Origin of the sequence: Acidaminococcus sp. AM05-11 (assembly GCF_003472805.1) — a bacterium.
Classification (GTDB): domain Bacteria; phylum Bacillota; class Negativicutes; order Acidaminococcales; family Acidaminococcaceae; genus Acidaminococcus; species Acidaminococcus hominis.
Genome location: NZ_QRMX01000008.1, coordinates 45,656 through 60,031 on the forward strand (window position 1 = coordinate 45,656; position 14,376 = coordinate 60,031).

General features: G+C 53.7%; 12 protein-coding genes. All 12 read left to right on the forward strand.

All coding sequences use genetic code 11. From position 1 onward, the window contains the following. Position 1 precedes the first annotated feature (1 nt). The 12 genes from dapG to DW089_RS06150 all read left to right on the forward strand — a co-directional run bounded on the left by dapG (position 2) and on the right by DW089_RS06150 (position 14,355). Positions 2-1,243 (forward strand): aspartate kinase, encoded by a 1,242-nt coding sequence (gene dapG / locus DW089_RS06100; protein WP_105325506.1) that lies wholly within the window; start codon positions 2-4, stop codon positions 1,241-1,243. Continuing rightward, positions 1,240-2,139, forward strand: a complete 900-nt coding sequence (gene dapA / locus DW089_RS06105) for a 4-hydroxy-tetrahydrodipicolinate synthase (protein WP_105325505.1) — start codon at positions 1,240-1,242, stop codon at positions 2,137-2,139. The genes dapG and dapA overlap by 4 nt, the downstream gene beginning before the upstream one ends. A 195-nt stretch (positions 2,140-2,334) precedes the next feature. After that, positions 2,335-2,493, forward strand: a complete 159-nt coding sequence (locus DW089_RS11340; RefSeq protein WP_158572329.1) for a hypothetical protein — start codon at positions 2,335-2,337, stop codon at positions 2,491-2,493. Between the two features lie 191 nt (positions 2,494-2,684). Then, a complete protein-coding gene (locus DW089_RS06110; protein WP_118286948.1) occupies positions 2,685-3,518 on the forward strand; it encodes a PHP domain-containing protein in 834 nt (277 codons plus the stop codon). Positions 3,519-3,537: 19 nt separating this feature from the next. Continuing rightward, positions 3,538-4,449: an Asp23/Gls24 family envelope stress response protein gene (locus DW089_RS06115; RefSeq protein ID WP_105325503.1), complete on the forward strand. Its 912-nt coding sequence runs from the start codon at positions 3,538-3,540 to the stop codon at positions 4,447-4,449. A gap of 31 nt (positions 4,450-4,480) precedes the next feature. Further along, positions 4,481-5,464, forward strand: a complete 984-nt coding sequence (gene rnhC / locus DW089_RS06120) for a ribonuclease HIII (protein ID WP_158572330.1) — start codon at positions 4,481-4,483, stop codon at positions 5,462-5,464. Positions 5,465-5,703: 239 nt separating this feature from the next. Next, complete coding sequence (locus DW089_RS06125; protein ID WP_105325501.1) at positions 5,704-6,708, forward strand: lysylphosphatidylglycerol synthase transmembrane domain-containing protein; 1,005 nt, start codon at positions 5,704-5,706, stop codon at positions 6,706-6,708. Beyond that, a complete protein-coding gene (locus tag DW089_RS06130; RefSeq protein ID WP_105325500.1) occupies positions 6,705-7,634 on the forward strand; it encodes an NAD-dependent epimerase/dehydratase family protein in 930 nt (309 codons plus the stop codon). The genes DW089_RS06125 and DW089_RS06130 overlap by 4 nt, the downstream gene beginning before the upstream one ends. 41 nt (positions 7,635-7,675) lie before the next feature. Beyond that, positions 7,676-8,647 (forward strand): TAXI family TRAP transporter solute-binding subunit, encoded by a 972-nt coding sequence (locus DW089_RS06135; RefSeq protein ID WP_105325499.1) that lies wholly within the window; start codon positions 7,676-7,678, stop codon positions 8,645-8,647. Between the two features lie 208 nt (positions 8,648-8,855). Beyond that, on the forward strand, positions 8,856-10,523 hold the full coding sequence (locus tag DW089_RS06140) for a ribonuclease J (RefSeq protein ID WP_105325498.1): 1,668 nt from the start codon (positions 8,856-8,858) through the stop codon (positions 10,521-10,523). 41 nt (positions 10,524-10,564) lie between these two features. After that, on the forward strand, positions 10,565-12,895 hold the full coding sequence (locus DW089_RS06145; protein WP_105325497.1) for a DNA translocase FtsK: 2,331 nt from the start codon (positions 10,565-10,567) through the stop codon (positions 12,893-12,895). Next, complete coding sequence (locus DW089_RS06150; RefSeq protein WP_105325496.1) at positions 12,892-14,355, forward strand: helix-turn-helix domain-containing protein; 1,464 nt, start codon at positions 12,892-12,894, stop codon at positions 14,353-14,355. Before DW089_RS06145 ends, DW089_RS06150 begins: the two co-directional genes overlap by 4 nt. Positions 14,356-14,376: the final 21 nt, after the last annotated feature.

Below are 14,376 nucleotides of genomic sequence, written 5' to 3' on the forward strand. Positions count from 1 at the left end.
CATGAAAATCATTGTACAAAAATTCGGAGGAACGTCCGTAGCATCTCCTCACACCCGTGAGCTGGTTGTGAACAAAGTCAAGGAAGCTATCGGCAATGGCTATTCCCCTGTGGTAGTGGTATCTGCCATGGGCCGCAAGGGCGATCCCTTTGCCACCGATACGCTGATCAATATGCTGAAATCCGTGAACCCCTCTCCGGAGGATCACGAAATGGATCTGCTCATGGCTTGTGGGGAAATCATTTCCTCCGCAGTCATGGCGGCTACCTTGCAGGAAGCGGGCCTGAAGTCCAAAGCCCTGACTGGCGGCCAGGCAGGCATGATTACCGATAACGAATACGGCAACGCCAAAATCCGTAAGGTGGAACCGGATCACCTGCTGCAGCTGATTGAGCAGGGCATTATCCCGGTTATCTGCGGGTTCCAAGGGGTAACCGAAGACCATAAGAACATCACCACCCTGGGCCGGGGCGGCAGCGATACCTCTGCAGCCGCTTTCGGGGTAGCCCTGAAGGCTGACAAGGTGGAAATCTATACCGATGTGGACGGCGTTATGACCGCTGACCCCCGGGTAGTAAAAGATGCCAAGATTATCAAACAAATTTCCTACGATGAAATCCGGGAAATGGCCCACCAGGGCGCCAAGGTAATTCACCCCAGAGCGGTGGAAATCGTCATGCGCTACGGGGTGCCCATGGTAGTCAAGAGCACGTTCTCTGATGCCCCGGGCACGCTGATTACCAAGGAAGAAGATAACAACCCGGATATGGAGCAGCAGGACGATGTAAAAGGCCAGCATGCTTCCGGCGTGGCCAGCAAAACCGGCCTGTCCTTCTTTCAGGTAGAACTGGAACCGGGTGCCACCCACAACGGCAGTGAGCTGTTCGATACCCTGGCCCACAGAGGGGTCAGCATCGGCACCATGAGCCTCCAGCCCAGTTCCCTGATGTTTGCCACCTACAGTGCTGTAGCCAAAGATGCGGCTAAGGTGCTGGATGACCTGCATTTCAACTATACATTAACCGAAAATTGTGCTAAAGTAACGGTTGTCGGCGCTCACATGGGCGGGGTTCCCGGCATCATGGCCCGGTTCATCCTGGCCCTGACGGATGCAGGGATTCCCATTCTGCAAACCACTGATTCTGACAATCTCATTTCTGCCATTGTCAAGGACGACCAAGTGGATGCTGCTGTGAATGCGCTGCACAAGGCTTTTAAATCTCGGGAAGGTGAAGCGGAATGACTAGAACAAAACCCTACTTTGGTCGTTTGATGACGGCCATGGTAACCTTCTTTCACGAAGACGGCTCCCTGAATGCTGACGGCACAGCGGACTTTGCTGCCTGGCTGGTGGAACATGGCTCTGACGCAATCCTGGTTTCTGGGACCAGCGGCGAAGCCCCTACCATGACCGTGGAAGAAAAGGAAGAACTGTTTACCAAAGTAATTGCCAAGATTAACCATAAAGCTCCGGTAATCGTAGGCACCGGCTCCAACAACACGGCTGATGTGCTGAAGATGAACGAACTGGCAGAAAAAGTAGGCGCCGATGGGGTGCTGGTGGTGGGACCGTACTACAACAAACCGTCCCAGGAAGGTTTTTACCAGCATTTTAAGACCATTGCAGAGCATACCAAACTGCCGATTATCATCTACAACGTGCCCGGCCGTACCGGCACCAACATTCTGCCGGAGACCATCAACCGGTTGGCCCGGGAATGCTCCAACATTGTGGCAGTAAAGGAAGCTTCCGGCAATGTCAGCCAGGTGGCAGAACTGTACCGTATTGCTCCGGAAGATTTCTCCATCTACAGCGGTGATGACGGTTTAATCCTGCCGCTGATGAGCGTAGGGGCTGTGGGCCTCATCTCCGTACTCAGCAACGTAGGCGGAGAACTGCTCCAGGACCTGATGACCAGCTACGAAAAGGGCGAAGTACAAAAGGCCCGGGATTTGAATGCCAAGATGATTCCCCAGGCCAGATCCATGTTCCTGGTAAGCAACCCCATTCCCATCAAGGAAGCGGTTACCAAAATGACTCCCTTTAATGCCGGTCCGTACCGCCTGCCCCTGTGCCCGATGACGGACGCAGAACGGGCCAAGGTAACGGCTGCCTGGAAAGAAAGTGGCCTGCTGTAACAGCAAGGGCTGCACCACATAAGTTTGCGTTTGACCAAAACCACATGCAGTACCCGGACCTGCTGGGGGAAACCCTGGCAGGTCTTTTGGGCGTGCAAACCGTGTAATTGGACTCTTGACAAGCGGACATTTTTAGAGGAAAATGGTTACAGAAAAGATATCGGATGCATTGGCTAAAAGAGGAGACTAAAATTTATGAAACATTTGTTACAGCTAGATTTTCGCAAAGCCTTGCTGATCGTGTTCTTCTTTGCCCTGTACCGGAGTTTTATCACCGGGTCGCTGATGACCATGGCCGCAGCAGGCCTGATGGGCATCGCCCTCCTGGTGGAGTTTGGCCGTTCCCGGACTTAGCAAGGGTCCTGAACGGAAGTGTGGAAAAGGTTCGGATGCAGAAAAAAGCTTCAAGCAGCGTGCTGCCTGAAGCTTTTTTCGTGAATAGGGCCTGGCCGTACTTTATGGAGCAGGGAGGTCTTCCGCTCCCACGGTACCTTTTTCGGCTGCAAACTGGTATAATAGAGGCATAATCAAAGAGGAGAATTATTATGCTAGCTGATTTGCATATTCATACAACGTTTTCAGACGGAATTTATACCCCCCAGGAGATTGTGGACCAGGCGGTGGAAACAGGAATGCACACCATTGCCATTACGGACCATGACAATATCCAGGCGTTTGGGCCGGCTAATTCCTATATCCAGGAAAAAGGCTATACCTTGGAACTGCTCCGGGGAGTGGAGATAGATACCAATTATTATGGACGGGACGTCCATGTGCTGGGCTACCATTTTCGCCCGGACTATAAGCCTCTGCTTCAGGCCATGGCCTGGAACCGGGTGGGGCGGATTGACCGGGTCAGCCGGATCATAGACAAAATCAACAGTCTGGGCTATCCCCTGACCCTGTCGGAGGTGCGGGACGAGGCTGCCGGCTCCAAGAGCCTGGGCCGGCCGCATATTGCCAGGGTGCTGGTCAAGAAAGGGCTGTTTCCCACGGTGGGCGCGGTGTTTGATGCGCTGATTGCCGAGGGAAAGCCGGCCTACTGCCGCCAGGTGAAAATGAGCCCCAAGGAAGCTGTACAGCTGATTCACGAAGCGGGGGGCATTGCAGTGCTGGCCCATCCGGCGGAAATCAAGAATGTGAAGCTGGTGCTCCAGCTGCTTTCGGAAGTGCCCTTTGACGGGATGGAAGTCTGGCACCCTTCTACCCTGAAGGAACGGGTAAAGCACGATTGGCTGTCCATTGCCAAGGAGCAGGGTCTTTTGCCCAGCGGCGGCAGCGATCTGCACGGGAATCCTGACCGGTTCCCCAATCGTTTGGGAGAATTCCCCATTCAGTACGAAAATATTGCTGGCGTAATTAACGCCAAAAACCACTAAAATAAAGCGGGTGCGGCAAATGAAAGTGATTGCGTTTGTAGGCCCCAGCGGTACCGGGAAAAGCTACCGGGCCATCGGGGTAGCCCACGACCATGGCTGCAATGGCATCATCGATGATGGGCTGCTGATTGAAGGCACCAAGATTTTGGCAGGCAAGTCGGCCAAAACGGAACAGAATAAGGTACAGGCCGTGAAACGGGCCATCTTTATGGAAGATGACCACCGGGACGAGGTAAAACACGCCCTGACGGCCAGCGATATAGATACGCTGCTGGTTATCGGCACTTCGGACAAGATGGTGCGGACCATCTGCAAGCGTCTGGCTATTCCGGCACCGGCGGAGTACGTGTATATCCAAGACATTGCCACAGGCCGGGAAATGAAAAAGGCCCGGGAAATGCGCCTGAAGGAGGGCAAGCACATTGTGCCTGTGCCCACCATTGAGCTCAAGCCCCATTTGTCCGGGGTACTGGTGGATTTGCCCCACCGATTGTTCAACCGGAACAAAAGCAATAAGCCCCATTTGGCAGAGAAGTCCATTGTGCGTCCGGCCTTCAGCTACTATGGGAAGATTTCCGTGTCGGACTATGTGGTCATCGACATTGTGAAGATTGTGGTAAAAAAGAACAGAGATGTGGACCGAATCACGTCTATTAAGGTGCGCCGCCCTTCGGATACCAGCAAGGGCATGACCATCTATTTGGAACTGATTCTGTTCTTTGGTGCGCCGCTTTTTGAAGTGGTGAAAACCTTGCAGAATAAGATTAAGCTGAAAGTGGAGGGTATGACCTCCATGCCGGTAAAAAATATTGATGTTTCCGTGCGCAGCCTGACGGTGCGGCCGGAAGATAACCCGGAAAATAGTGAAAAGCCTGCGGCGGAGGATGATCTGGAACCTGTTATTGAGGTGGAGACCGAGGCTGTGCCGTAAGCCTGGAACCGGGCAGATAAGGAGAGTGTGCATGGCACCGGAAGAATTTGCCCGTTATGTGGCAGACAAGAAGAAAAAACTGCAGCAGGTAACGGCTGAGCCTGTCCAGCAGAAGGAAATCAACTACGGTCAGCAGCTGCGCATAGAGCAGGAAGGCGTGGCTGTCACCGTAGCTTTTTATAATGGAAAGAAAGGGCTCAAAATCGTCTGGGGCGGCAAGGAGTCCCCTCTGCGGCAGGTTTGTGAGGACTGCCTGTCGGGGTATGCGGTGACGCCCAAAAGCGTTGGCTCTACTACAAAAGAAGCGGTACTGGGCGGTCTGCGGGAAGAAACCCTGACCCTCCTGGCTGGCAAGCCGGGCTTTGATGGCTATTGGGCCGGCAGCGACGAGTCGGGCAAGGGGGATTTTTTGGGCCCTTTAGTAGTGGCGGCTGTGGCTGTGCGGGAAGAAACCGCCAGGCAGTTTCTGGAGTGGGGGATTCGGGACAGCAAGACCCTGACGGACGACAAAATCCACACGCTGGCAGAAAAAATCCGGGAGCATGCGGCAGGGTACTCTGTACTGACCCTGCGGCCCAAGTTCTATAACCAGCGGTATGCAGAGTTGAAAGCCCAAAAGCAGAATCTGAACCATTTGCTGGCCCACGGGCACGTGACGGCACTGGCCAAGGTGCTCAAGGAGTGCCCGGACTGTCATTTCGCCCTGGTGGACCAGTTCACCCGGGTTAATACCATTACCCGGGACCTGGAAGGGGCGTTCCCGGGACTGACGGTGTATCAGCAGCCCAGGGGAGAGCAGGACATGGCGGTGGCTGCGGCGTCCATTTTGGCCCGGGACCAGTTTGTCCAGGTGATGCAGCAGCTGTCGGAAGCGGCGGGCTTTGCCCTGCCCAAGGGCGGCGGTGCCCAGGCTACCAGAGCGGGAAAGAAACTGCTGGAAAAGTTTGGGGCAGAGCGGCTGGGAGAATTTGCCAAGCTGCATTTTGCCAATGCCAAGGAAGTGCTGGGAAAATAGACGTGGGGAAGGTTTGATGCCCTGCAAACGAGAAGAGAAAAGAGGCCAAGTGTGTGCAAACAGCTGGGCGTCCTTTTGATATTTGCCGGAAATATAGAAATATTTTCCGTTGTGACAACAAATTTACGATTGTTTCTCATTTGGCTGCTATAGCTATGGTATAATAAAGAGATGAATCAATGAACATGACAAAAATAGGGGATTTCCCCTAAATACAGATAATGGCAGGTTTTCGTACAATGAATAAAACTGTTTTTCGCGTGCTGTGCATTCTGTTTGTGGTAGTGGTCCTGGTTTCGGCTGGGGTTATCTACTTTACTTTTGATGTTTCGGCGCTGCGGTATCTTTCCACCTTTAAATTTTATTATGCCATTCTTGCTTTGTTGGTCCTGTCCATCGGCCTGTTCTTCGATGCCAGCCGGCTGATTACGCTGACCAAGATTTCGGGCGAGAAAATGGATTATACCCATGTGTACAATGCTGTATTCGCCAACTATTTCCTGGCCCTGTTGACTCCTGGCCAGGGGGGCGGCGGGATTGCCATGCTGCTGTTTATGAAACGGGCTGGGGTTCCCGTGGCCAAGTCCACGCTGATTATCATTGTGCGTACGGTAATGTCCATTTTGTTCCTGTTTCTGATGGTCCCTATTGTGTTTTATTTGGACCCGGAACTGGTTGGCTGGATGCCCAACAGTGTAATTGCCCTGGTCTGTGCGTTCTTTATCCTGACTCCTGGGCTTTTGTGGCATCTGGTGGTAACGGGCAAGATTGAGCACTGGCTGGTGCGTTTCTCCAAACGGTTTTCAACCCGGGTGCAGGAAGCAATTTTCCTGGGCTACCGGGATTTCCAACAGGCTATTTTCATGATGCAGCAGCATCCGCTCCAGGTTTTCCGGGCCTTTATTGAGTCTGGTCTGAGTTTGCTGTTCATTTATTCCGTAGTACCGGTGTTCATCCGGGCCTTTGGCATTCACATTCCTCTGTCCGTAATTATGGGCCGGATGTGCCTGATCAACCTGATTCTGTACTTTACGCCTACTCCTGGGGGTTCCGGCGTGGCAGAAGGCGGCTTTTTGGTACTGTTTAATCCCATTTTGCCTCCGGGCGTCTCCGGGGTGCTGGCCGTACTGTGGCGTTTCTTCTGTGAATACATTCCCTTCAGCATTGGGGCTGTGCTCACCATCCGTTACTTCGGCGTGGATATTTTGACGCAAATTCGCAATAGGAGGAACCTGGATTCATGACAAATATTCTGGTTACTGGCGGAGCAGGGTTTATTGGCTCCCATGTGGTTGCCTTGCTGCTGAAGCAGGGGTATGAAAAGGTATGCGTGCTGGACAATCTGTCCACTGGTAAAAAGGAAAACGTTCCCGCTGCCGTGCCCTTGGAAGTCCTGGACATCCGCAGCCCAGAACTTGAAGCCTTTCTCCAGAAACAGCAGTTTGATGTGGTAATCCATCTGGCGGCCCAGACCATGGTGCCCTTTTCCATGGCCCATCCGGATCTGGACGAAGCCATTAATATTTCCGGGATGGTGCATCTTTTGGAAGGCTGCCGGAAAAGCGGCGTGAAGAAGATTATTTTCTCCTCCAGCGCAGCCATTTACGGGGATAACCAGAACCTGCCCCTGAAGGAAACGGAAGCTCCGGCTCCCACGTCCTTCTATGGGCTCACCAAGGCGGCTGGGGAGCAGTACATCCGGCTGTACGAAAAGGCTTTTGGCCTCAAAGGCATCATCTTCCGCTTTGCCAATGTATACGGGGAGCGGCAGGGTGAAACTGGCGAAGGCGGCGTCATCAGCATCTTCGCCCAAAAGATTGCCAAACAGGAAGCGGTTTCCATTTTTGGGGACGGGAACCAGACCCGGGACTTTGTGTACGCCGGGGATATTGCCCGGGCCATTGTACTGGGAGTGGGCTATGAAGGCTCTGGTACCTTTAACGTTTCCACCAACCAGGAGGTCAGCCTGAACCAGTTGATTGCAGCCCTGGAAAAGGTTACCGGCAAGAAGCTCCAGGTAAACTACGGACCCGTACGGCCGGGAGATATTTATGCTTCCGTATTGTCCCACCAGGCCATTGTAGAAAAACTCAACATGACGGAGTTTACCCCTCTTGAACAGGGCCTGGCCAAAACCATGGCCTATTTTCAACGCCAGTACGGCAAATAATCAGCTACTAATTGAATGAAGGAATCCGGAGGTTTGGACCCATGAAAAAGTTTAGCGTATTTTGTCTCTTGCTGTGCCTGCTGCTTTTAGGCGGCTGTGCCGGCAGCAGCCAGAGCAGGGATAAAATGCAGAACAAGACCATGCGTCTGGCCACCGGCCAAAGCGGCGGTGCCTATGCGGGGCTGGGGGATGTTTTGACGCCCCTGCTGAACCAGAACATGAAGGGCGCTGCCGTTAAGACTGTAGAAACCAATGGTTCTGCAGCCAATATTGAGCTGCTGCGGCAGAAACGGGCAGAGCTGGCCCTGGTGCAGGGTGATGCGGCCTACGGGGCCCATACCGGGACGGAATCCTACCAGAACCGGAAAATGAGCAATCTCCAGGCCATCGGCACCCTGTTTGTGGAGCCGGTGCAGATTATCACCTACGATGTGACGGGAATCCGCAAACTGTCCGACCTGAAGGGGAAAACGGTGTCCGTAGGAGCAGCTGGCTCCGGCATGGAAAGCAACGCCCAACAGGTACTGGCTGCTGCAGGCATTACCTATGATGACCTGAATATCCAATATCTATCTGTAGCGGATACCCTGCGGGCGCTGAAGGAAGGCACGGTAGATGCGGCGTTTGTTACGTCGGTGCTGCCTACGCCGGCCCTTCAGGAATTGTCCCGGCAGCGGCGGCTGGTATTTGTACCGATAGCGGGCCAGGCCGCAGAAGAATTGTTGCGGAAGTACGATTTTTATCAGGAACTGGTGATTCCTGCGGGAACGTACGCTAACCAGACAGAAGCCTGTCCTACGGTGGCGGTGGAATGCCTTTTGGTGACCACCGATGGTACCAGCAAGGAAAACGCCCACAAATTGGCGGAAACCCTGTACGACCACTGGAATGAGCTGCGCCAGCAGTTCCCGTATCTGCCGGAACGGTCCCTAGAAAATATTTTACAGAATACGGAAATTCCCCTGACACCGGGAGCAGAGCAGTTCCTGACGGAAACCGAAGCCAAACAATAATCCAACGTTCAGGAAAAGTAATTTGCAAAACGGGCTCCAACACTGTATAATGAACAACAAGAGACTAGACCTATCGGTTTCGAAAAAGGGCCAAATGTTCGGAATCGTAGGGAATACGGGAAGAGAATCAAATAGTTTCGTTTGTTGGAGTATGGACGAAAATATACTCCAGTATTTCTATATGTAAAATAAATAAGGAGGTGTCTTTTTGAATAAAGGACAACAAAAGAAGTTAAGCATTATCCCCTTGGGCGGTCTGGGAGAGATTGGCAAGAATATGACCGCATTTCAGTACGGCAATGATATGATTTTGGTGGATGCTGGTTTGGCATTCCCCGATGACGATATGCTGGGCATTGATCTGGTAATTCCCGATACCACTTACCTGCAGGAAAACAAGGACAAGTTCAAGGCCATTTTCCTGACCCACGGTCACGAAGATCACATCGGCGCTCTGCCGTATATTATGAAGGACTTCAGCGTGCCCGTCTACGGAACTCCCCTGACCCTGGGAATCCTGGCCGGCCGTCTGAAGGAAAATGGTGTCAGCGACAGCAAATGCAAGGTGGTAAAGCCGGGCAACTCCGTACGGGCCGGCGCCTTCCGGGTGGAATTCATCCGGGTAAACCACAGTATTCCTGATGCCGTATGTCTGGCCATTCATACGCCTATCGGCGTGATTGTTCACACTGGCGACTACAAGTTCGACCAGACCCCTGTGGACGGTCAGGTGGCTGACTATGCAAAACTGGCGGAAATCGGCAATAAGGGCGTACTGCTGCTGCTGTCCGATTCCACCAATATTGAACGCACGGGCTATACGCCCAGCGAAAAAAGCGTGGGCAAGACCCTGGATGAACAGTTCAGACTGGCCAAGAACCGGGTCATTGTTGCCACCTTCTCTTCCAACGTACACCGGATCCAGCAGGTCGTTGACGCAGCTGTCATGACCCGCCGGAAAGTCGCTGTAATCGGCCGCAGCATGGTCAACGTAGTGAATATCTCCATTGAAATGGGATATCTAAACGTACCGGCCGGCGTGCTGATCGACATTGACGAAGCGAAAAACTACGCTCCCCGTCAGATTGCTATTATCACCACGGGCAGTCAGGGTGAACCGATGAGTGCCCTGACCCGGATGAGCAACAGCGACCACCGGAAAGTCTCCATTATGCCGGGGGATACGGTCATCATTTCCGCAACGCCTATTCCCGGCAACGAAAAGGGCGTAGCCCGGACCATCGACAACCTGTACAAACAGGGTGCTGAGGTGGTTTATGGCAAGGAGCAGGGCATTCACGTGTCCGGCCACGCCAGCCAGGAAGAAATCAAATTGATGCACCGGCTGATCCGGCCCAAGTTCTTTATGCCCGTCCATGGCGAATACCGCCATCTGGTAAAGCATAAGAAACTGGCCATGCAGCTGGGTATGCCTAAGGAAAACATCGTCATTGCCGAAAACGGCTCCGTAGTTGACGTAACCCCCAATTCCATCGGAATCAGCGGGAAGGTAACTGCCGGCAAGGTATTGATTGATGGTCTGGGTGTAGGTGACGTAGGCAACGTGGTTCTCCGTGACCGCCGCCAGCTGTCCCAGGACGGCATCCTGATTGTGGTGGTTACCATTGACCACAGCAACTACCGGATTGCTGCCGGCCCGGATATTGTTTCCAGAGGCTTTGTGTATGTACGGGAATCTGAGGAACTGATGGAAGGCGCACGGGACAGAGTGCTGAGTACCCTGGACAAGTGCCGGGAAAACAACATCACCGAATGGTCCGCCCTGAAATCGGCGGTACGGGATTCCTTGGGCAAGTATCTGTTCGAAAAGACCAGAAGACGTCCGATGATCCTGCCTTTGATTATGGAAATCTAAGTCTTAACTAATTCAAAACAAATCTTCAGGAAGGTAGAAGCGTGGAGAATAAAGGAAAACACGGGAGAAAAAAACAAACGAAATTTGATTTTACCATCAATCGGGAAGTGCTGGGGATTCTGCTGGCAGCCTTTGCCGTCTTTTTGGCGGCGGGGCTGGCAGGTCTGAATATCGGCAGCCTGGGGGCTTATCTGCTGAAGGTCCTGGTATATGCCCTGGGTGTGGGCAGCTTCCTTTTCCCCCTGTATGTGGGTGTTATGGGCCTGGCGTTTATCATCAACCATGAACACCTGCGGTTTTCCCGGAAATTCTTCACCCTTCTGCTGTTTCTTATTTCTATCCTATCCCTATGGCATGTGTACCACACACCGGAGGGCTCGGAACTGATTCCTGAGTATCTTATGACCGGTGGCGGCCTCTTGGGAGGCGCCATCGTGTTTGTTTTTACGAAAATATTGGGCCGGGTGGGTACGGTGATTCTCTTGAGTGCCAGTGCCCTGACGGCTTTGGTCCTCACCGGGAAGTTCTCCCTGAGCAAGCCGCTAAAAACGGCGGGCACCATGGCTGCCGAAGGAGCCGAAACTGCCGCCCAGAAATGGGAGGAAATGCGGGAACGGCGCCGGGAAAACAAGCATTCTTCTTTCTATAACCAGGAAGAGGACGGGAAAGAACTGCCTCTGTTCCCGGGACGCCAGGAAGAAAAACCTGCGGAGGAGCCCAAACTGACCTTTGCTGAACGGCTGAAAAAGGCCAGCAGCGGTCCTCTCCTGAAGTTCCAGAGGGAGCAGGTGGCTGCGTCCCCTTTGCCGGAACCGGCTTTTGCGCAGGCTTCTGAACCCTTTGGCGGCGAACCGGAAGACTCCGGCGAGTTTACGGTGCCGGAAAAGGACGGGGACAGCGGGGAAGAAAGCAACTACACCTTCCCGCCCCTGGATTTGCTGAACAAGGAAAAGCCCGTGAACAAGCGGAATTTCCAGCAGGAAATCGAGACCCAGGGTGGGACCATTGAGCAGACGCTCCACGACTTTGGGGTGAATGCCGCCCTGGTGAACGTGACCAAGGGACCTTCGGTCACCCGGTATGAACTGGAACCGGCCCCCGGGGTGAAGGTCACCAAGATTCAGAACCTGGCGGACGATATTGCCCTGAAGCTGGCTGTGTCCAGCATCCGGATTGAACCCATTCCCGGGAAGGCCGCTATCGGTATTGAAGTCCCCTCCCAGACGGTGGAACCGGTAACCTTCCGGTCCATTGTGGACTGTCCCGAGGTGAAAAACGCCAAGGGTAAGCTGTGCATTGGACTGGGTAAGGATATTTCCGGCCACGTGGTGGTGGCGGACCTGAGCCGTATGCCCCACCTGCTGATTGCAGGCTCTACGGGTTCTGGTAAATCCGTCTGCATCAACACCATTATTGCCGGGCTGCTGTATCGGTGCAAGCCCGAAGAAGTTAAACTGATCCTGGTGGATCCCAAGGTAGTGGAACTGACCAACTACAACGGGATTCCCCATTTGCTTACCCCTGTGGTGACCGGTCCTAAGCAGGCCGCTTCTGCCCTGCACTGGGCGGTGGTGGAAATGGAACGGCGCTACAGTCTGTTTGCCAAAACCCAGGTCCGGAAAATCGATGACTACAATGCCATTGCAGAACCTGGGGAGAAGCTTCCTTTTATTGTAATTATCATTGACGAGTTGTCCGATCTGATGATGGTGGCAGCGGTGGATGTGGAAGATGCCATTTTGCGTCTGGCCCAAAAGGCCCGGGCGGCAGGCATCCATCTGATCCTGGCCACCCAGAGACCTTCCGTGGACGTGCTGACCGGTACCATCAAGGCCAATATTCCTTCCCGGATTGCCTTTGCGGTTTCCTCCCAAATCGACAGCCGTACCATCCTGGACGCCAGCGGGGCTGAAAAGCTGCTGGGCCGGGGGGATATGCTGTTCTTCCCTACAGGGGCCAACAAGCCTCTCCGGGTACAGGGAGCCTTTATTACGGATGATGAGCTGAACCGCATCGTCGACTTTATCAAAGCCCAAGCCATTCCGCCTGCCTTTGCGCAGGAAGTAACTACCCAGGAATTGGCTGGAGATAAAAAGAACGCCGGTAATTCCGGTGATGAAGATGCTGAAGATGAACTGTTTGAAGATGCTGTGCGGCTGGTTATGTCCACCCATCAGGCTTCGTCCTCCATGCTCCAGCGGAAGTTCCGCATCGGGTATACCCGGGCGGCACGGCTGGTAGATGCCATGGAAGAAAAGGGCATTGTTGGTCCGGCGGATGGCAGCAAGCCGAGAGCGCTCATTATGAGTCCGACGGCAATCGAAGAAAGATTCTTTACCAAAACGTCTAAGAAAGAGGCCAACCTATTATGAAAAGCAAAATTGGAGCCTACTTAAGGCAAAAAAGAGAAGAGAAAAAACTCTCCTTGGAGGATATTGCCGAACATACCGGCATCCGGGAACCCTATTTGTCCGCTTTGGAAGAAGGGGAATTCAACAAGATTCCCGGAGATGTATTTATCCGCGGCTTTTTGCGCAACTATGGGAATTATCTGGGCCTGGATGGCAACCGGATTGTAGAGGCCTACCGGCTGGGGCTGGATCCCAAACTGGTGATGGGGGAGGAAGAAAAGGTGGAGATTCCGGTCAAGCCGGAGCTGCCCCGTTCTTCCGATACCATTGTGATTTCCCGGGATATGTTCCCCCTGCGGAAAAATCAGCCTGTGAAGGCGGCTGAACCCGCAAAGGAAACGGCTGCCGCTCCGGCGGTGGAAAACCCGGCAGAGGAAACTAGTCCGGAAACGGACGTAAAAACCGCTAAGCCGGCGGAAGCCGGTGCTGGCCTGGGGGCTATTGCAGCGGTAGAGCTGGAAGAAGCCATTAAGGCGGACAAGGAAGCCGCTGCCCAGGAAGAAGCTGCCAAAAAGGCGGCAGAACCTGCTGCGGCGGAGGAGCCTGCTGAAGCAAAACCGGAGGCTGAGGCTGACCAGCAGAAGGAAACGGCTGCGGGTACTACTGCCCTGGCAGGTGCGGCAATGGGTACCGCAGCAGGCGCTGCTGCCAGTACTGAAGCTGGTGCAGCAGGCACAAAAGTCGCTGAAGCAGCAGCTATAGACGCCACCGCCGGTACTGCCAGCGAAGAAGCAGCGGTCAGCAGCCCCAGTGATCCTAGCTCTGCCTCGGACGCTTTGGGCAAGGCCCAGGTCAAGGCGGCAGCCGTTTGGGCGGCAATCCAGGATAAGTTCCACCTGATGATGGACAAAATCCGGGAATTTATTGATGAAAATCTGTATGAAACCGTACCGGAGGAGGACGGCGGCGTAGTAGCCGAAGAACCTTCCCGGGGCCCTGGTTTCAGTTTTAAGGTCTTTGCTACGGTCTTTGGGGTATGCCTGGCCATTTTTGCTATGGTTATGGCCTACTTTATTTTCGGCGGGAAAACCACGCCGGACCTGCAGCCTGCCACCAACCTGACGGATGGGGTTAAATCCGACCATTCCACCCAGAAGGCACCGGAAGCCAAGCAGGAAGAACCGAAAAAGGAAGAAAAGAAAGAAGAACCCAAACCCACCCAGAAAACCCTGGGCTTGGGCAATAAGGTAACGGTTGAAATCACCTATAAGAAGCCGGTTTGGACCCAGACCCATGTGGACGGAAAAGTGGTAGAAGCTGCCACCATTCCTGCGGGCTCTACCCGTACCTACAAGGGGGATAAGGAAGTTTCCCTGAACCTGGGCAGTATCCGGGATGTGGAAATCAAGGTCAACGGCAAGGTGGTTCCCTACGGTGAAAAAGAGTGGGGCGTTGCCAATAAGACGTTCCGGGCCAACTAAGGCCTGATGCGGTAAGAAAGA